Raw genomic sequence first — 19,073 nt, 5'->3', positions numbered from 1 at the left:
CGCCCCTGAGCCTCAGTGGTTGCGTGGGAAGCCCAGGTCCACGCCCGCCGGGGCGTCGGCCGGGTCCGGCCAGCGGGTGGTGACGACCTTGCCTCGCGTGTAGAAGTGCGTGCCGTCGTTGCCGTAGATGTGGTGGTCGCCGAAGAGGGAGTCCTTCCAGCCGCCGAAGGAGTGGTAGCCCACGGGGACCGGGATCGGGACGTTCACGCCGACCATGCCGGCCTCGACCTCCAGCTGGAAGCGGCGGGCGGCGCCGCCGTCCCGGGTGAAGATCGCGGTGCCGTTGCCGAACGGCGAGGCGTTGATCAGGTCCAGGGCTTCCTCGTAGGTCTCCGTGCGCAGCACGCACAGCACCGGGCCGAAGATCTCGTCCTGGTAGGCCTTCGCCGAGGTGGGCACCTTGTCGAGCAGCGAGATGCCGATCCAGTGGCCGTTCTCGAAGCCGTCGACCGTGTAACCGGTGCCGTCGAGGACCACCTCGGCGCCCTCGGCCGCCGCGCCCTCGACGTAGGAGGCCACCTTGTCGCGGTGGACCTTGGTGATCAGCGGGCCCATCTCGGAGGTGGGGTCGTTGCCGGGGCCGATCTTGATCTTCTCGGCGCGCTCGCGGATCTTCTCGACCAGTTCGTCACCGACGGCGCCCACCGCGACGACCGCCGAGATGGCCATGCAGCGCTCGCCCGCCGAGCCGTAGGCGGCGGACACGGCGGCGTCGGCCGCGGCGTCGAGGTCGGCGTCCGGGAGGACCAGCATGTGGTTCTTGGCGCCGCCGAGCGCCTGGACGCGCTTGCCGTTGGCGGAGGCCGTGCTGTGGATGTAGCGGGCGATCGGGGTCGATCCGACGAACGACACCGCCTTCACGTCCGGGTGTTCGAGCAGCCGGTCCACGGCCACCTTGTCGCCGTGGACGACGTTGAAGACGCCGTCCGGCAGGCCCGCCTCGGCGAGCAGTTCGGCGAGCTTGACCGACGCCGACGGGTCCTTCTCGGACGGCTTCAGCACGAACGTGTTGCCGCACGCGATGGCGAGGGGGAACATCCACATCGGCACCATCGCCGGGAAGTTGAACGGGGTGATGCCCGCGACGACACCGAGCGGCTGGCGGAGCGAGGACACGTCCACGCGGCTCGCCACCTGCGTGGACAGCTCGCCCTTCAGCTGGACGCTGATGCCGCAGGCCAGGTCGACGATCTCCAGGCCGCGCGCCACCTCGCCGAGCGCGTCGGAGTGCACCTTGCCGTGCTCGGCGGTGATCAGCTCCGCGATCGCGTCCCGGTTGGCGTCCAGCAGCGCGCGGAACTTGAAGAGGATGGACGTGCGCTGGGCCAGGGAGGACTGGCCCCAGGTCGCGAAGGCCTCCTTGGCGGCGGCCACCGCCGCGTCCACCTCGTCGACCGAGGCGAACGCGACCTTCGTCGTCACCTCGCCGGTCGCCGGGTCGGTCACCGGCCCGTGTGTGCCCGAGGCGCCTTCGACGGACTTGCCGCCGATCCAGTGGTTGACGATCTTCGTCATGGCCGGGAACTCCTTCACAGATGGCGGCGTCGGGTGGAGACGTGCCGTTCGTACAGCTCGCGTGCCTTGACCGCGGACGGCCGTGTCGCGGTCTCGGCCACGGGTACATCCCACCAGGCCTGTGCGGGAGGCGCGCCCGACACTGTGTCTGCCGTTTGGGTCTCCACGTAGACACATGTGGGAGTGTCGGCGGCCCGGGCCTCGGCGAGCGCCGCTCCGAGGTCCCGCACGGTCTTCGCGCGCAGCACGCGCATGCCGAGGCTGGCCGCGTTGGCCGCGAGGTCCACCGGCAGCGGCGGCCCCGTGTACGTGCCGTCCTCGGACGGGAAGCGGTAGGCGGTGCCGAACCGCTCGCCGCCCACCGACTCTGACAGCCCGCCGATGGACGCGTAGCCGTGGTTCTGGATGATCAGGACCTTGATCGCGACGCCCTCCTGCACGGCCGTCACGATCTCCGTCGGCATCATCAGGTACGTGCCGTCGCCGACCAGCGCCCACACGGGACGGTCGGGGGCGGCCATCTTCACGCCGATGGCGGCCGGGATCTCGTAGCCCATGCAGGAGTAGCCGTACTCCAGGTGGTACTGGTCGCGGGACCGGGTCCGCCACAGCTTGTGCAGGTCGCCGGGGAGGGAACCGGCGGCGTTGATGAGGATGTCCGACTCGTCGACCAGGGCGTCCAGGACGCCGAGGACCTGCGGCTGGGTCGGGCGGGTGTCCGGCTCGTCCACCTCGTAGCAGGCGTCGACGCGCTGCTCCCAGCGCTCCTTGTCCTCGGTGTACTCGGTCGCGTACAGCGGCGCGACCCGGTGGCCGTGCATCTCCAGCCGCTCGGTCAGCTCCTCCAGGCCGGTGCGGGCGTCCGCGATCAGGGGCTGCCCGGCGAGCTTGTGGCCGTCGAAGGAGGCGATGTTGAGGTTGAGGAACCGGACGTTCTCGCCGGTGAAGAGGGTGCCGGAGGCGGTGGTGAAGTCGGTGTAGCGGGTGCCGACGCCGATCACCAGGTCGGCGGTGCGGGCGAGCTCGTCCGCGGTGGCGGTGCCGGTGTGGCCGATGCCGCCGACGTCCTGGGGGTGGTCGTGGCGCAGGGAGCCCTTGCCCGCCTGGGTGGAGGCGACCGGGATGCCGGTGGTCTCGGCGAACTCGGCGAGCGCCTCCTCGGCGCGGCTGTGGTGGACGCCGCCGCCTGCGACGACCAGGGGCCTCTTCGCCGCGCGGATGATCCGTACCGCCTCGGCGAGCTCCGCCGGGTCGGCGCCGGGACGCCGTACGGTCCAGACACGCTCGGCGAAGAACTCGTCGGGCCAGTCGTACGCCTCGGCCTGCACGTCCTGGGGCAGCGCGAGGGTGACGGCGCCGGTCTCGACGGGGTCGGTGAGCACGCGCATCGCGTTCAGCGCCGACGGGACCAGCGCCTCCGGGCGCGTGATCCGGTCGAAGTACTTCGACACCGGGCGCAGACAGTCGTTGACCGACACGTCGCCCGCGTACGGCACCTCCAGTTGCTGGAGGACCGGGTCGGCGGGGCGGGTGGCGAAGATGTCGCCGGGCAGCAGCAGCACCGGCAGGTGGTTGATGGTCGCCAGGGCGGCACCGGTGACGAGGTTGGTGGCGCCCGGGCCGATAGAGGTCGTCACCGCGTGCGTGGAGAGGCGGCCCGACTGGCGCGCGTAACCGACCGCGGCGTGCACCATGGCCTGTTCGTTACGGCCCTGGTGGTACGGCATCGCGTCGGTGTGCTCCAGGAGCGCCTGACCGATGCCGGCGACGTTGCCGTGGCCGAAGATGCCCCAGGTGGCGCCGATGAGCCGCTGCCGTACGCCGTCGCGTTCGGTGTACTGCGCGGACAGGAAGCGTACGAGCGCCTGAGCGACCGTCAGCCTCGTCGTCGAGGTCATCGGTATCCCCCTACCTGTGGATGGACACGGATACGCAGGGGCCGCCGCGGGCGTTCACCGCCGGGAGTGAACGCGCGGTCTCCCGGCAGGACACGACGAGGCGGCCTGCGCCTCGCGTGGGGAACCTCCGGCGCGGGGCCGTAGCGGGCGGGGAGTTGTCGCTCGCACTTCGCTCCTGCCAAAGCAAAGCGGCCTCCCGCGCCGGAGGCGATCTGGACCCGGGCGTCACGCACGCCCGGGAGGGGCGGCACGATCCGCACGCCGGTCGTGGTGCCCTCGGGGATGTACGGCTCACTGCTCATGAAGCGGCCCTCACAGCAGTCCTACGGCGGTGTCCACGGCGGCGGCCACATCGCCGTCCGCCGGGTACAGCAGCGAACGGCCGACCACCAGCCCGCGCACGGTGGGCAGTTGGAGAGCGCCGCGCCACTTCTCGTACGCCCCGTCCTGGTCGTCGCCCACCTCGCCGCCCAGCAGTACGGCGGGCAGCGTGGAGGCGGCCATGACCTCGGCCATGTCGTCGGGGTTGTCGGTGACCGGCACCTTCAGCCAGGTGTAGGCCGAAGTGCCGCCCAGGCCCGAGGCGATGGCGATCGACCGGGTGACGGCCTCGGCGGACAGGTCGTTGCGCAGCCGGCCCGTCTCGTCGCGGCGGGAGATGAACGGCTCGACGAAGACGGGGAGCCGGCGCGCCGCCATGTCGTCGATGGCGCGGGCGGTGGACTCCAGGGTGGTGAGGGAGCCCGGGTCGTCGTAGTCGATGCGCAGGAGCAGCTTGCCCGCGTCGAAGCCGAGGCGCTCGATGTCCTCGGGGCGGTGGCCGGTGAAACGGTCGTCGAGTTCGAAGCGCGCGCCCTGGAGGCCGCCGCGGTTCATCGAGCCCACGACGACCTTGCCGTCGAGGGCGCCGAGCAGGAGCAGGTCGTCGAGGATGTCGGCGGTGGCGAGGACGCCGTCCACACCCGGGCGGGACAGCGCCAGACAGAGGCGTTCGAGCAGGTCGGCGCGGTTGGCCATGGCCATGCTGCGGCCGCCGACGCCGAGGGCGCCGCGGGCCGGGTGGTCGGCGGCGACGATCATCAGCCGGCCGTTGTCGTTCAGCAGGGGCCGGCGGGGGCGGCGGGCGGCGGCCTCGGCGATCGCCTCCGGGCGGTGGCTGCGCAGGCGCACGAGTTCGCAGACGTCGACGGTCACTTGACGGCCCCCGCGGTGACGGCCGCCTCGATCTCGTCCGCGGTGGGCATCGCGGACGAGCACTCCAGGCGGGAGGCGACGATGGCGCCGGCGGCGTTGGCATGCCGCATGGTCTTCTCCAGGTCCCAGCCGGCCAGGAGGCCGTGGACGAGACAGCCGCCGAAGGCGTCTCCGGCGCCGAGGCCGTTGAGGACGTTCACCGGCAGCGGTGGGACCTCGGCGCTCTCACCGTCGCGGTTCACGGCCAGGACGCCCTTCGGGCCCTGCTTGACAACGGCCAGCTCGACACCGGCGTCCAGGAGGGCCCGGGCGGCGGCGTGCGGCTCGCGCACCCCCGTGGCGACCTCCACCTCGTCGAGATTGCCGACGGCGACGGTGGTGTGGCGCAGGGCCTCCTGGTAGAAGGGGCGGGCCGCGTCGGGGTCGGTCCAGAACATCGGGCGCCAGTCGAGGTCGAAGACCGTCGTGGCGGACTTGGCGCGGTGGGCGAGGGCCGCGAGGGTCGCCGTACGGCTCGGCTCCTCGCTCAGGCCCGTGCCCGTGACCCAGAAGACGCGGGCGTCACGGATGGCGTCCAGGTCCAGCTCGTGGGCGTCGATCTCCAGGTCGGGGGCCTTGGGCCGGCGGTAGAAGTACAGCGGGAAGTCGTCCGGCGGGAAGACCTCGCAGAACGTGACCGGGGTGGGCAGGCCGGGAACCGGGGTGACCCAGCGGTCGTCCACGCCGAAGCCCTTCAGGGCCTCGTGCAGGTAGGTGCCGAAGGGGTCGTCGCCGGTGCGGGTGATCACCGCCGTGCCCCGCCCCAGGCGGGCCGCTGCGACCGCGACGTTCGTGGCCGAGCCGCCGAGGAACTTGCCGAAGGACGTGACCTGCGGCAGCCGGACGCCCGTCTGGAGCGGATACAGATCCACTCCGATGCGCCCCATGGTGATCAGGTCGTACCCCATCGGCTTCCCCTCGGTGTCGGCTCTCCCCGGCTTTGTAGTCCCCTTCCCGAAGCCCTGTCAATGTTTTGTCCGGACATTCGGACCAGATCATGACAGCGCTTTCCGGTGTCGTGCCCATGTGTCCCGCTGTGTGCGCCCGCTCGCCCCTTCAGTCTTCGCCCGGTGCCGCGTCAAGGCACCCCGCCGGAGCTCCGGCGGGCACTTTTGCCCCGGCTGTGTCACAAACGCCCCCTTCCTGTCACAGGTGTCCCGCGTACGCGGACCTTCCGTCACACCCGGCGCACAAGCCCTGCCCTGTGTCACGGGAGCGTCGTTGACCGGACACAGGCTTGTTGATCGCCAGCGCAGCGCCCGGCTCCCCCAGACGGCCGTCCCCGGCCGCCGTCGTGGTGCGCGCGGGGAGGTGCACGTCATGACCGACCGAAGGCTCTGGTCCTACAAGGAGATCGCGGCACACATCCGGGTGCAGCCGGACACCGTGCGGTCCTACCGCAAGCACGGACTGCTGCCGCCGCCCGACCACGTCGAGGGCGGCAAGCCCTACTGGTACGCCGACACGGTCCGGGCCTGGGTGGCGTCCCGGCCCGGCAACCGCGCCCGAAGAGCCGACTGACCATCCCGGCCCGATCCCGTGCCCCACCGCCGCGTGGGGCACGACTGCCTTCGGGGGAGGATCAGCGCCACGGCTCGATGACCGTGGCGCCCGCCGGTGGCGCCGTCCCCATCGCCGCCAGGGCGGGCGGGGCCCCGTCCAGCGGGATCGTGGACGTCACGAGCAGGTCGGGGCGCAGGACGCCGCTGCGGACCAGCTCCAGCATCGGTGGGTAGCCGTGCGCGGCCATGCCGTGGCTGCCGAGGAGTTCCAGCTCCAGGGCTATCGCGCGGGCCATCGGCACGGGTGTCGTGCCGGTCGGCGAGGGCAGCAGGCCGACCTGGACGTGCCGGCCGCGGCGGCGCAGGCCGTTCACGGAAGCGGCGCAGGTGGCGGGGGAACCCAGGGCGTCCAGGGAGAGATGGGCACCACCGCCGGAGAGGTCACGAACCGCCGCAGCGGGGTCCGGCACGGCCGACGCGTCCAGGCACTGCGCCGCCCCGAACGTCCGCGCCAGGTCCAGTGCCCGGGCCGACACGTCGACGGCCACGACCCGCGCGCCCGCCGCCGCCGCGATCATCACCGCCGAGAGACCGACTCCCCCGCAGCCGTGCACCGCGACCCATTCTCCCGCCGCGACCCGGCCCTGCCGCACCACCGCCCGGTACGCCGTGGCGAACCGGCAGCCCAAGGAGGCCGCCGTCGCGAAGGACAGCTCCCCGGGGAGCGCCACGAGGTTGACGTCGGCGTGATCCAGGGCCACGTACTGGGCGAAGGAGCCCCAGTGCGAGAAGCCGGGCTGGGTCTGCCGCTCACACACCTGGTGGTCCCCCGCCGCGCAGGACGGGCAGGTGCCGCAGGCGCAGATGAACGGCACGGTGACCCGGTCGCCGGGCCGCCAGCGGGTCACCCGGTCGCCCACCGTCTCGACGACCCCGGCGAGTTCATGCCCGGGCACATGCGGCAGCGCGATGTCCGGGTCGTGGCCCTGCCAGCCGTGCCAGTCGCTGCGGCACAGCCCCGTGGCCTCGACCCGCACGACGACCCCGTGCTCCGCGGGCTCGGGGTCGGCGACGTCCCGCACCTCGGCCGGCTCCCCGAACCGCTCGAACACCACGGCCCGCATGATCCACCCGCCTTCCGTTCGTGCCCGGGATCGCCGGTGGCCCTCGCGCCCCGGGCAGTCAGCGTCTCGGGGAACGCTAGCCCGTGCCGTGCGGGCCCATGCCGTCCGGGCCTGTGCTTCAGCCCGGGGCTCCCACCTTGTCCCGGGCCGGTTCCTCCGGTGCTCCGGCCGGTTCCGGGCCGGACTCGCTCAGGCCGAAACGCTCGTGGAAGCGGCGCAGGGGGCCCGGGGCCCACCAGGTGGCGCGGCCGGTGAGGCGCATGACCGCGGGGACCAGGAGGCTGCGGACGATCATCGCGTCCATCAGGACCGCCAGGGCGATACCCAGGCCGAGCATCTTGGTGTTGGTGACCCGGGACGTGCCGATCGCGACCATGACCACGGCCAGGATGACCGCCGCCGCCGTGATCAGCCCGCCGGTGCGCTCGAGGCCGTGGCGGACGGCCCCGTCGTGGTCGCCGGTGCGGTCGTACTCCTCCTTGATGCGGGAGAGCAGGAACACGCCGTAGTCCATGGACAGGCCGAACGCCACGCAGAACATCAGGACCGGGAGGGTCGTCTCGATGGACCCGGGACTGGTGAAGCCGAGCAGGCCGGAGAGATGGCCGTCCTGGAAGATCCAGACGACCGCGCCGAACATGGCCGTCAGACTGAGCGCGTTGAGGACGACCGCCTGGATCGGTATGAGCACGCTGCCCGTGAGGAGGAAGACCAGGAGCAGCGTGACGATCGTGATGAAGACGGCCGCGAGCGGCAGGCTTTCCCCTATGGCGTCCTTGGAGTCGACCAGGACGGCCGCCGTGCCGGTCACCTTGGTGTCGAAGGGTGCCCGGACCTCGCGCAGGTCGCCGACGAGGCGCTGGGCCGGGTCGTCGACCGCCTCACCCTTCGGCAGCACCGTGAAGTACGCCGAGTCGCCCTTCACGAGCGGCCCGTCGACCCGCAGCACCTCGGGCAGTCCGGCGATCCGCTCCTTGTAGGCGCCGTACTGCGCCTCGGTCGCGCGGCCCTCGGCGAGCACTTCCAGGCCGCCGCCGGGGCTGCCCGGGAAGCCGTCCCGGATGTGCTGCTGCACGACATGGGACTCGGACGTCGAGGGCAGCTGGCGGTCGTCGGCGGTGCCGAACTTGACGCCCAGGAAAGGCAGTCCGAGCAGGACGAGGACGGCTGTGGTGCCCAGGGCGAAGAACGGGGCGCGGCGCATGACGAGCGACGCCGAGCGCGCCCAGGCCCTGCCCTCCTCCTCGGCGGGATTCGGCCGGTGTCCGCGCCGGAAGACGCGGCGCAGGTCGAGGGAGTTGACCCGGTGCCCCAGCAGCGTCAGGGCCGCCGGGAGCAGGATCAGCGCGGCGGCCGCGGCCAGCAGCACGACGGCGATCCCGGCGTAGGCGAAGGACCGCAGGAAGTACTGCGGGAAGACCAGCATCGCCGCCAGGGACACCGCGACCGTGAGGGCGGAGAACAGCACCGTGCGGCCGGCGGTGCGCAGCGTCGTGCCGATCGCGGTCAGAGGCTCGGCGCCGGTGGACAGTTCCTCGCGGAAACGGCGGACGATGAACAGCGCGTAGTCGACGGCGAGGCCGAGACCGAGGGCCGTGGTGAGGTTGATCGCGAACACGGACACGTCGGTGAGCTCGGTGAGACCGCGCAGGATCGCGTTCGTCCCGAGGATGGCGACAATGCCGATGCCGAGCGGCAGCAGGGCCGCGACGGCACTGCCGAAGACCATCACCAGCAGCACGAGCGTCACCGGCAGGGCGATGAGCTCGGCCCGGGTCAGGTCCTCCTGGATGATCGTCTGCATCTCGTGCCGCACGGCGACCGGGCCGCCGACGGTGACCTCCACCGCGCCGTGCGCGCCGCGGTAGTGGGGCGCTATGCGCTCCAAGGTCTCCCCGGCGGTCTTCTCGTCGCCCGTGATGCGGGCGGCGATCAGCGCCTCATGACCGTCCTCGGCGCGCAGGGCCGGGGTGCCGGACTGCCAGTAGGAGCCGACGCCGGTGACGCCCCGCTCGCCGGCCAGTCGCTCGGCGAGACGCTTCGCCCGGGCTGCGACGGCCGGGTCGTCGACCGAGGCGTCGCCCGCGTCAACCAGGAGCAGCAGGTTGGGCTGGGAGCCGGGGAACTCGCGCTCCAGTGCCTTGGTCGCGTACGTGGACTCGGCGGCCGGGTCCTCCCAGCCGCCGGCACCGAGCCGGTCGGCGACGCCGCTGCCGGCCAGCACCGCGAGCGCGGTGAGGACCAGCGCCACCAGCAGCGACAGTCTGGGCCGGGAGGTCACGAAGCGGGTCCAGCGGCCGATGCGTGGTGGCGCTCCGCCTGGTGGTGTTCCGGCGCGCGTTGATGTTCCGCCGCGTGGTGGTGTGTTGACTTCGGTCATCGTGCGGTGTCCCCTTCACCGGTGACCCGTGTCCAGGCGCAGCCTGACAGCACGGGGCTGCCATAGACTGGCAAACACGAGAGATCGCTCGCATTTCTGCCGACCTCCAGAATGCGAGCGACCACTCGCGTTTGTCAATCGCGTGCTGAGACCTGGGGATAACGCGTGCCCGAGAAGACCGAAAAGCCCGGAACCGAGAAGCCCGGAACGGAGACGACGGCGACGGCCGAGGACCGGCCGCGCCGCCGTCAGGCGCGCGGCGAGCGCCGGATCGCCCAGCTCCTCGACGCCGCCGCCACCGTCTTCTCCACGACCGGCTACACGGCCGCCAGCACCAACGCCATCGCACGCGAGGCGGGCGTCTCACCGGGGACGCTGTACCAGTTCTTCCCGAACAAGGAAGCGATCGCGATCGAGCTGGGCAGCCGGCTCATGCACGAGATGCGGCAGTCCTACGACGAGGTCCTCGCCCCGATCGACCCCGCGGCGACCCCGATCGAGGAGGTGGTCGCCGGCACCGTCGACCGCTTCATCGAGTTCAACTGCCGGCACCCGGCCTTCTTCGCGCTGATGCACGGGTCCGACATCCCGGGGCGCATCGCCGAGGAGCACGACGCGCTGCACCGCACGCTGGCCACCCGGGTGGAGACGATTCTCGCCCCGTTCGCGCCCGGCGTCCCCGCCTCGGAGATCACCCGCACGGCCCAGATGTGCGTCGGCATCTACAAGGCGGGCCTAGAGCTGGTCCTGGCCCATGAGGGCGCCGAACGCGAGGCGTACGTCCAGGAGCTGAAGACCGCTCTCCTGCGCTACCTGGGGCCGCTGACCGGGGGCGTCGTGAACTGATACCCCCTAGGGGTACAGTTGGGTGATGCGGACCCCAAGGGTCCCCATCGCCCCACCCGCCTCGACGAGGAGTAACGAGATGACCGCCCAGACCGACACCACGGGCCCCGTCACCACCGTCTACAAGGTGAGCGGCATGAGCTGCGGACATTGCGAGGGCGCCGTTTCCGGCGAGATCTCCCAGATCTCCGGCGTCAGCTCGGTGACGGCCGTCGCCTCGACCGGCGAGGTCACCGTCGTCTCCGCCACCCCGCTCGACGACGCGGCCGTGCGCGCGGCCGTAGACGAGGCCGGTTTCGAGCTGGCCGGCCGGGCCTGAGACACCCAGCCCCTGGCACTCGTACCGGTGTACGGGCCGTACGCCGCCACCTCCGGCCCGTACGGCCCGTCCCGCTTCCCGGGCGCACCGCAACTCCTGGAGTACGGACATGACCAGCACCACCGCCAAGGCACCGGCCGACCGCGAGCCGGCGCTCGCCGAGGTCGAGCTGCTCATCGGCGGGATGACCTGCGCCTCCTGCGCGGCCCGCGTCGAGAAGAAGCTCAACCGCATGGACGGCGTCACCGCCACGGTGAACTACGCGACGGAGAAGGCCCGGGTCACCTACCCCTCGGGCACCGAGGTCGCCGACCTGATCGCGACCGTGGTGAAGACCGGATACACCGCCGAGGAGCCCGCGCGCGAGGAGGAGCCCGCCGACGGCACGCACGCCGCCGGGGAGGACCCCGAGCTGTCGGCCCTGCGCCGCCGCCTCGTCGTCTCCGCGGCCCTCGCCGTGCCGGTCATCCTGCTGGCCATGATCCCGGCGCTCCAGTTCGACAACTGGCAGTGGCTCTCGCTCACCCTCGCCGCCCCGGTCGTCGTCTGGGGCGGGCTGCCCTTCCACCGGGCGGCCTGGACGAACGTCCGGCACGGCGCCGCCACCATGGACACGCTGGTCTCCCTCGGCACGCTGGCCGCGTTCGGCTGGTCCCTGTGGGCGCTGTTCCTCGGTGACGCGGGCATGCCCGGCATGCGGCACCCCTTCGAACTCACGGTCTCGCGCGGTGACGGCGCCTCCTCGGTCTACCTGGAGGTCGCCTCCGGCGTCACGGCGTTCATCCTCCTGGGCCGCTATCTGGAGGCGCGCTCCAAGCGCCGTGCGGGAGCGGCCCTCAAGGCGCTGATGGAACTGGGCGCCAAGGAGGTGGCCGTCCTGCGGGACGGGCGCGAGGTGCGCATCCCGGCGCAGCGGCTGGCCGTCGGCGACCGGTTCGTCGTACGACCCGGCGAGAAGATCGCCACCGACGGCACGGTCGTCGAGGGCGCCTCCGCGGCGGACGCCTCGATGCTGACCGGCGAGTCCGTGCCGGTGGACGTGGCGGCCGGGGACGCGGTCACCGGCGCCACGGTCAACGCGGGCGGCCGGCTCGTCGTCGAGGCCACCCGGATCGGCGCCGACACCCAGCTCGCGCGGATGGCGAAGCTGGTGGAGGACGCGCAGAACGGCAAGGCCGAGGTGCAGCGGCTCGCCGACCGGATCGCCGGGGTCTTCGTGCCGGTGGTCCTGCTGATCGCCGCCGCCACGGCCGGGGCCTGGCTCGGCCTGACCGGTGACGGCGTCACCGCGTTCACCGCCGCCGTCGCCGTCCTGATCATCGCCTGCCCGTGCGCCCTGGGTCTGGCCACGCCGACGGCGCTGATGGTCGGCACCGGCCGCGGCGCCCAGCTCGGCATCCTCATCAAGGGCCCGGAGGTCCTGGAGTCAACGCGCCGGATCGACACGGTCGTCCTGGACAAGACCGGCACGGTCACCACGGGCCGGATGACGCTCATGGAGGTCCATGTCGCCGAGGGCGCCGACGAGAAGGAGGTGCTGCGGCTGGCGGGCGCCGTCGAGCACGCCTCCGAGCACCCCGTGGCCCGGGCGATCGCGCTGGGCGCCGCGGACAGGGCCGGACAGCTCCCGGACGTCGGGAACTTCGAGAACGTCCCAGGGCGGGGCGTACGGGGGCGCGTGGAGGGCCGTGAGGTCGCCGTGGGGCGGCTCTTCGACCACGTACCGCCGGAGCTGGCCCGCGCGCGGGACGAGGCCGAGCGGGCCGGCCGTACGGCCGTCCTGGCCGGCTGGGACGGGACGGCGAAGGCCGTCCTGGCCGTGGCGGACGCGGTCAAGGAGACCAGCGCCGAGGCGGTGCGCGAGCTGCGCGCGCTGGGGCTCACGCCGGTGCTGCTGACCGGGGACAACCGGGTCGTGGCCGATGCGGTGGCCGAGGCCGTCGGGATCGACCGGGTGATCGCGGAGGTCCTGCCCGAGGACAAGGTCGACGCCGTACGGCGGCTGCAGGCCGAGGGGCGGGTCGTCGCCATGGTGGGCGACGGCGTCAACGACGCGGCCGCGCTCGCCACCGCCGACCTGGGCCTGGCCATAGGCACCGGCACGGACGCGGCGATCGAGGCGGGCGATCTGACGCTGGTGCGCGGCGATCTGCGGGTGGCCGCGGACGCGATCCGGCTGTCCCGCCGGACGCTGGCCACGATCAAGGGCAACCTCGTCTGGGCCTTCGGCTACAACGTGGCCGCGCTGCCGCTGGCCGCCGCGGGACTGCTGAACCCGATGATCGCCGGGGCCGCGATGGCCTTCTCGTCGGTCTTCGTCGTCACGAACAGCCTTCGACTCCGGACATTCCGGTGAAGTCGCCCGAATTCGCCCTAAGTTCGCGGCGAACGTGATATGAGCCCCTCTGGAGTCCCGGGCCCGGCTCACATAAGCTCTTCACAAGGCTCGCGCATCATCCTTACGCTTGAGCCCCGGACGGCATATCCGGGCTCTTGCGTATCTACCGGACATACGCAAGAGACGCAGATCACAGTGATGTGAACGTAACCATCGAAGGGGTTCGAAGGTCTAAGTTGACGATGTCAGGGAGCGTCTTGGGGGGCGCCACCTGGCATCTGGAGATGTCTTGGGGGACTTCTCCAGAGATGCGTTGCCGGGGCACGTACACCGGGAAGCTTTGAGCGGCCCTCCCGGTCGTGCGTTGTCCCGGCAGACCGCACACCGCAGCACGGCGAGTTTTGCTCGTTGTGCTCACAGCGATTCAGGCGCTGTCCTCACAGACGCCCGGCCGGATCCCGTGGGGGGAATCCGAACCGGGACTGGGAAGGCGCCCTGGTCGTCGGCCCGTGGGGGGACCGGCGACAGGGCGCCTTCTTTCTTGCCTGTCCGCCTCTCGAGGCCTTCTCGCCGCGTCCTTACGCCAGAGCCCCCGCACATACGCCAGGCCTCCGCACATACGCGAGAGCCCCCGCACCCGCACATCAGCGGATACGGGGGCCGAACGGCACTACGACGCCGGCGGCTGACGGCCGCTCGCCTCAGCGCTCCTCGACGGGCACGAAGTCGCGCTCGACGACGCCCGTGTAGATCTGGCGCGGGCGGCCGATGCGGGAGCCCGGCTCCTTGATCATCTCGTGCCACTGGGCGATCCAGCCCGGCAGCCGGCCGAGGGCGAACAGGACCGTGAACATCTCGGTCGGGAAGCCCATGGCCCGGTAGATCAGGCCGGTGTAGAAGTCGACGTTCGGGTAGAGGCTGCGCGAGACGAAGTAGTCGTCGGAGAGCGCGTGCTCCTCCAGCTTCAGCGCGATGTCCAGCAGCTCGTCGGACTTGCCGAGGGCGGACAGCACGTCGTGCGCGGCGGCCTTGATGATCTTGGCGCGCGGGTCGAAGTTCTTGTAGACCCGGTGGCCGAAGCCCATCAGGCGGACGCCGTCCTCCTTGTTCTTCACCTTGCGGATGAAGGAGTCGACGTCACCGCCGGAGTCGCGGATGCCCTCCAGCATCTCCAGCACGGACTGGTTGGCGCCGCCGTGCAGCGGGCCCCACAGCGCGTTGATGCCGGCGGAGATCGAGGCGAACATGTTCGCCTGCGAGGAGCCGACCAGGCGGACGGTGGAGGTCGAACAGTTCTGCTCGTGGTCCGCGTGCAGGATCAGCAGCTTGTCGAGCGCGGAGACCACGGTCGGGTCAAGCTCGTACTCCTGCGCCGGGACCGAGAAGGTCATGCGGAGGAAGTTCTCGACGTAGCCGAGGTCGTTGCGCGGGTAGACGAACGGGTGACCGATCGACTTCTTGTACGCGTACGCCGCGATCGTCGGGAGCTTGGCGAGCAGGCGGATCGTGGAGAGGTTGCGCTGGCGCTCGTCGAACGGGTTGTGGCTGTCCTGGTAGAACGTGGACAGCGCCGAGACGACCGAGGACAGCATGGCCATCGGGTGGGCGTCGCGCGGGAAGCCCTTGTAGAAGTTCTTGACGTCCTCGTGCAGCAGGGTGTGCTGCGTGATGTCGTTCTTGAACGTCGAGAGCTCGTCGACGGTCGGCAGCTCGCCGTTGATCAGCAGGTAGGCGACCTCCAGGAAGGTGGAGCGCTCGGCCAGCTGCTCGATCGGGTAGCCGCGGTACCGCAGGATGCCCGCTTCGCCGTCCAGGTAGGTGATGGCGGATTTGTAGGCGGCGGTGTTGCCGTACCCGCTGTCCAGCGTCACCAGACCGGTCTGGGCGCGGAGCTTGCCGATGTCGAAGCCCTTGTCACCGACGGTGCTGTCGATCACCGGGTAGGTGTACTCGCCGTCGCCGTACCGCAGTACTACAGAGTTGTCGCTCACGTCATCCCTCACCGACGTTGTGCCTCTTCTTCGAGGTGCCCTGACTGTCTCTACCATCCCCCATTTGGCGCAGGAGAGTGCACTCGGGGTCGACCATTGGGCCTATTGGCGGCACTGAGTGCCGCCAACCTGTCCATCCTGCCCCCTCCTGCCCTCCCGAGGAAAGCACTGTGTGACCTTTGCGACTTGTTTGATCGATCATTTTTCGGGGCGCTGCTGTACGGGCCCGTCTACTGGTGGCACGAGTTCCCCCGGGCAGCGCGTGAACGCGTCGGTGTCAGTGCGACCCGTCCGGGACCCGGCCCCCGGCCAGGCGGAAGTCCAGCGCCGTGCACCGCCGCCCCGCGGACACCGTGCGGACCGCCTGGCCCAGGGCCTTCCGCGAACCGACCAGCACCACCAGCTTCTTCGCCCGGGTGACCGCCGTGTACAGCAGGTTGCGCTGGAGCATCATCCAGGCGCCGGTGGTGACCGGGATGACGACAGCGGGGTACTCGCTGCCCTGGGAGCGGTGGATCGTCACCGCGTACGCGTGGGCGAGCTCGTCGAGTTCGTCGAACTCGTACGGCACCTCCTCGTCCTCGTCCGTCCGCACGGTCAACCGCTGGTCGTCGAGGTTGAGGGAAGTGACCACGCCGACCGTGCCGTTGAAGACGCCGTTCTCGCCCTTCTCGTAGTTGTTGCGGATCTGCGTGACCTTGTCGCCGACGCGGAAGACGCGACCGCCGAACCGCTTCTCGGGAAGGTCGGGGCGGGCCGGTGTGACGGCTTGCTGGAGCAGGCCGTTGAGGGTGCCGGCCCCGGCCGGGCCGCGGTGCATGGGCGCCAGGACCTGCACGTCCCGGCGGGGGTCCAGACCGAACTTGGCGGGGATCCGCCGCGCCGCCACGTCCACCGTGAGCCGCCCCGCCTCCTCCGTGTCGTCCTCGACGAAGAGGAAGAAGTCCTTCATGCCGTCGGTGACGGGGTGTTGGCCGGCGTTGATCCGGTGGGCGTTCGTCACCACTCCCGACTGCTGGGCCTGGCGGAAGACCCGGGTGAGGCGGACGGCGGGGATCGGGCCCCCGTCGGCCAGGAGGTCGCGCAGCACCTCCCCCGCGCCGACGCTGGGCAGCTGGTCCACGTCCCCGACGAAGAGCAGATGCGCCCCCGGGGGGACGGCCTTCACCAGCTTGTTGGCGAGGAGGAGGTCCAGCATGGACGCCTCGTCGACCACCACCAGGTCGGCGTCCAGCGGGCGGTCCCGGTCGTAGGCCGCGTCACCGCCGGGCTTCAGCTCCAGCAGGCGGTGGACCGTGGAGGCCTCGGCGCCGGTGAGCTCGGACAGGCGCTTGGCGGCCCGGCCGGTCGGGGCGGCGAGCACCACCTTCGCCTTCTTGGCGCGGGCCAGCTCCACGATGGAGCGGACCGTGAAGGACTTGCCGCAGCCGGGGCCGCCGGTGAGGACCGCGACCTTTTCGGTCAGGGCGAGCTTGACGGCGGCCTCCTGCTCCGGAGCCAGGTCAGCGCCGGTGCGTGTCTTCAGCCAGCCGAGGGCCTTGTCCCAGGCCACCGCCCGGAAGCCCGGCATCCGGTCCTCCTCCGTGCGCAGGAGGCGCATCAGCTGGGCGGAGAGGGAGAGTTCGGCGCGGTGGAAGGGCACGAGGTAGACCGCGGTGACGGGCTCGCCGCCGTCAGGGCCCGGGACCTTCTCCCGTACGACGCCGGGTTCCTCGCCGTCCTCCGAGGGCTCGGCCAGCTCGGCGAGGCACTCGATGACGAGGCCCGTGTCGACCTGGAGGAGCTTGACCGCGTCCTTGATCAGCTGCTCCTCCGGCAGGAAGCAGTGGCCCTGGTCGGTGGACTGCGACAGCGCGTACTGCAGGCCCGCCTTGACGCGCTCCGGGCTGTCGTGCGGGATGCCGACGGACTGGGCGATCTTGTCGGCGGTGAGGAAGCCGATGCCCCAGACGTCGGCGGCGAGGCAGTAGGGCTGGTTCTTCACGACGGAGATGGACGCGTCGCCGTACTTCTTGTAGATCCGCACCGCGATGGACGTGGACACCTCGACGGTCTGGAGGAAGAGCATGACCTCCTTGATGGCCTTCTGTTCCTCCCAGGCGTCGGCGATCTTCTTCGTCCGCTTGGGCCCGAGGCCCGGGACCTCGATGAGCCGCTTGGGCTCCTCCTCGATGATCTGGAGGGTGTCCAGCCCGAAGTGCTGCGTGATCCGGTCGGCGAAGACCGGGCCGATGCCCTTGACCAGGCCGGAGCCGAGGTAGCGGCGAATGCCCTGGACGGTGGCGGGCAGGACGGTCGTGTAGTTCTCCACGTGGAACTGCTTGCCGTACTGGGGATGCGAGCCCCACCGGCCCTCCATGCGCAGGGATTCCCCGACCTGGGCGCCGAGCAGCGCGCCCACGACCGTGAGCAGATCGCCGCCGCCTCTGCCGGTGTCGACCCGGGCGACCGTGTAGCCGTTCTCCTCGTTGGCGTACGTGATCCGCTCGAGAACGCCTTCGAGCACGGCGAGTCGCCGTTCGCCGGTGGGGGTTCCCATCTGGTTGGGCATGATCCGACCGTACCGCCGGGGTACGACAGTCAGGCCTGCATGTGACCTTCCTTGACGGCCGTCACGAATGCCGTCCAGCCGTGCGTGGAGAAGACCGGGGTGGGGCCGGGGGTGGTCTTGCTGTCGCGGAGGTGAGCGCGTGACGGCCGGGCGGCTGCTGCCTTGGACGACTGTCGATGGCAGACCGTGCTACCTCGTGGGCGGCGGACCGGATACGTCTCACGCCTGGCCGACGACATCGAAGCAGTGCGGCTGGACATGGCGGACGACCTTCTCTGCCACGCCGCCGCACTCCTCGCGGAACACCGCGTGACGAGCGCGGAGCTGCGCTATCTGGCCCTGCGGCTCGCCGAGTTCCTGCGGGACGTCAAGCGGGTGGCGGAGAACAGAGGGGCACGGCTCGACCCGTCACCATGATCCTGACCAAGGGTCAGAGTCACTCTCCGGACTGCCGCTCGTGCCGGTGGGTGCCGCGGGCCAGTTCCTGGAGCAGCTCGTGCTCGGTCTTCCCGACATCCCGGGCCATCTTGCGCAGCAACAGGGCACAGAGGGCCGCCGCCCCGTCCATCAGGGCCTCGGTCGCCATGGGGTCCTCGCGCCGTCGCTCTGTCACGTAGGCCGTCAGCAGGTCGTTGCCGGAGACATAAGCGGTCATGAACTCGATGCCGTTACGAAGACGGTCGTAGTCGCTGGTCATGGTCGAACCGTCCCACACGAGTGAAACGAACGAGTCATCGCGGGTTGCTGCGGCGGGCATAGGCACGCGCCGCGCGGGCGCGGTCGCCGCAGCGGGTGGAGCACCACTGGCGGCGGCCGTGGCGGAGCAGGTAGCGGCTGCAGGGCGGGGAGCCGCAGGCGGTGAGGCGTTCGGCGTCGGGGGACGTGAGCAGGTCCGCGGCGTCGGCGGCGAGAGTGGCCAGGGCCAGGTCGACGATCGCGGTGGTGGGGTGGGGGGCCGTGCGGTAGGGGCCGGTCTCGTCGTCCCACCGCAGCAGCGGGGCCGTGGGGACCCGGGTCATCGCGTCATTGACGGCCGCCACGGCCGCGGGGAGGGCGGGCAGGCCTTCGGCCCGGGCGGCGAACAGCGACCTGATCTGTTCGCGCAGGGAGCGCAGTTGGGTCGCGCACATCTCCCGCATGCCGGCGTCGACCGGGGCGAGGCCGCGCTGGGTCAGCCAGTGGTTCGTCTGCGCCGGGGTGCCCAGGAGGTCGACCGTGTGCCCGCCGGGCAGCGCGATCGCGCTGTTGACGAGGGCGAGGGAGGGGTGCTCCTCCTCGCCCTGCGCGGGTAGCGGGGTGGGCTGGTCGATCACGGGCTCCTGCATATCTCTCATGGTACGGCTTGCCTGTATCCGTGAGAAGCGACTACGGTCATC

Annotated in this window: 14 protein-coding genes and 3 pseudogenes; 5 read left to right on the top strand and 12 right to left on the bottom strand. The window is 71.2% G+C overall.

The genetic code is table 11. The annotated features are described in order from the left end of the window. Positions 1-12 precede the first annotated feature (12 nt). The 5 genes and pseudogenes from mmsA to iolC all read right to left on the bottom strand — a co-directional run bounded on the left by mmsA (position 13) and on the right by iolC (position 5,554). Complete coding sequence (gene mmsA / locus AC07F0_RS12500) at positions 13-1,515, bottom strand: CoA-acylating methylmalonate-semialdehyde dehydrogenase (protein ID WP_478977683.1); 1,503 nt, start codon at positions 1,513-1,515, stop codon at positions 13-15. Between the two features lie 14 nt (positions 1,516-1,529). Continuing rightward, a complete protein-coding gene (gene iolD, locus AC07F0_RS12495; RefSeq protein WP_478977681.1) occupies positions 1,530-3,413 on the bottom strand; it encodes a 3D-(3,5/4)-trihydroxycyclohexane-1,2-dione acylhydrolase (decyclizing) in 1,884 nt (627 codons plus the stop codon). 119 nt (positions 3,414-3,532) lie between these two features. Next, positions 3,533-3,643, bottom strand: a pseudogene (locus AC07F0_RS12490) (5-deoxy-glucuronate isomerase); the annotation flags it as partial. An 82-nt stretch (positions 3,644-3,725) separates the two neighbouring features. Continuing rightward, on the bottom strand, positions 3,726-4,607 hold the full coding sequence (locus tag AC07F0_RS12485) for a Cgl0159 family (beta/alpha)8-fold protein (protein ID WP_478977678.1): 882 nt from the start codon (positions 4,605-4,607) through the stop codon (positions 3,726-3,728). Further along, positions 4,604-5,554, bottom strand: coding sequence for a 5-dehydro-2-deoxygluconokinase (iolC, locus tag AC07F0_RS12480; RefSeq protein WP_478977676.1), 951 nt, complete (start codon positions 5,552-5,554; stop codon positions 4,604-4,606). Before iolC ends, AC07F0_RS12485 begins: the two co-directional genes overlap by 4 nt. Before the next feature lie 412 nt (positions 5,555-5,966). Between iolC and AC07F0_RS12475 the strand changes: the two genes are divergently transcribed. After that, positions 5,967-6,167 carry a helix-turn-helix transcriptional regulator gene (locus tag AC07F0_RS12475; RefSeq protein ID WP_114252715.1) on the top strand — a complete coding sequence of 67 codons (201 nt, stop codon included), beginning with the start codon at positions 5,967-5,969 and terminating at the stop codon, positions 6,165-6,167. Between the two features lie 61 nt (positions 6,168-6,228). Here the strand turns inward: AC07F0_RS12475 and AC07F0_RS12470 are convergent, their stop codons facing one another. Continuing rightward, positions 6,229-7,272: a zinc-dependent alcohol dehydrogenase family protein gene (locus AC07F0_RS12470; RefSeq protein WP_478977673.1), complete on the bottom strand. Its 1,044-nt coding sequence runs from the start codon at positions 7,270-7,272 to the stop codon at positions 6,229-6,231. Between the two features lie 118 nt (positions 7,273-7,390). Continuing rightward, the gene (locus AC07F0_RS12465; RefSeq protein ID WP_478977670.1) at positions 7,391-9,652 is read right to left on the bottom strand and encodes an MMPL family transporter; all 2,262 of its coding nucleotides are present in this window, start codon (positions 9,650-9,652) and stop codon (positions 7,391-7,393) included. Positions 9,653-9,817: 165 nt separating this feature from the next. On the opposite strand from AC07F0_RS12465, the gene AC07F0_RS12460 reads away from it, so the two are divergent. The 3 genes from AC07F0_RS12460 (at position 9,818) to AC07F0_RS12450 (ending at position 13,173) form a co-directional block, all read left to right on the top strand. Further along, a complete protein-coding gene (locus AC07F0_RS12460; protein WP_478977667.1) occupies positions 9,818-10,498 on the top strand; it encodes a TetR/AcrR family transcriptional regulator in 681 nt (226 codons plus the stop codon). 79 nt (positions 10,499-10,577) lie between these two features. Next, entirely contained in the window at positions 10,578-10,817 is a 240-nt protein-coding gene (locus AC07F0_RS12455) for a heavy-metal-associated domain-containing protein (protein WP_436727092.1), read from the top strand. A 109-nt stretch (positions 10,818-10,926) separates the two neighbouring features. Continuing rightward, complete coding sequence (locus AC07F0_RS12450; protein WP_478977664.1) at positions 10,927-13,173, top strand: heavy metal translocating P-type ATPase; 2,247 nt, start codon at positions 10,927-10,929, stop codon at positions 13,171-13,173. A 683-nt stretch (positions 13,174-13,856) separates the two neighbouring features. On the opposite strand, the gene AC07F0_RS12445 is transcribed toward AC07F0_RS12450, so the two are convergent. From AC07F0_RS12445 to AC07F0_RS12435, 3 genes and pseudogenes are all read right to left on the bottom strand, one after another. Further along, positions 13,857-15,146: a citrate synthase gene (locus AC07F0_RS12445; protein WP_059415773.1), complete on the bottom strand. Its 1,290-nt coding sequence runs from the start codon at positions 15,144-15,146 to the stop codon at positions 13,857-13,859. Positions 15,147-15,423: 277 nt separating this feature from the next. After that, positions 15,424-17,697, bottom strand: a complete 2,274-nt coding sequence (gene recD2, locus AC07F0_RS12440; RefSeq protein WP_478977662.1) for an SF1B family DNA helicase RecD2 — start codon at positions 17,695-17,697, stop codon at positions 15,424-15,426. Between the two features lie 29 nt (positions 17,698-17,726). Further along, a pseudogene (locus AC07F0_RS12435) lies at positions 17,727-17,801 on the bottom strand (DUF397 domain-containing protein); the annotation flags it as partial. Positions 17,802-17,836: 35 nt separating this feature from the next. Between AC07F0_RS12435 and AC07F0_RS12430 the strand changes: the two are divergent. Next, a pseudogene (locus AC07F0_RS12430) lies at positions 17,837-18,114 on the top strand (hypothetical protein). 19 nt (positions 18,115-18,133) lie between these two features. On the opposite strand, the gene AC07F0_RS12425 reads toward AC07F0_RS12430, so the two are convergent. Next, complete coding sequence (locus tag AC07F0_RS12425; RefSeq protein WP_397623865.1) at positions 18,134-18,394, bottom strand: hypothetical protein; 261 nt, start codon at positions 18,392-18,394, stop codon at positions 18,134-18,136. 34 nt (positions 18,395-18,428) lie between these two features. After that, on the bottom strand, positions 18,429-19,022 hold the full coding sequence (locus tag AC07F0_RS12420; protein WP_478977659.1) for a CGNR zinc finger domain-containing protein: 594 nt from the start codon (positions 19,020-19,022) through the stop codon (positions 18,429-18,431). Positions 19,023-19,073: the final 51 nt, after the last annotated feature.

This window comes from Streptomyces sp. NPDC045955 (assembly GCF_056430805.1).
Note: the sequence above shows the minus strand (reverse complement) of the source record. Positions and strands in the feature narration are given on the sequence as shown.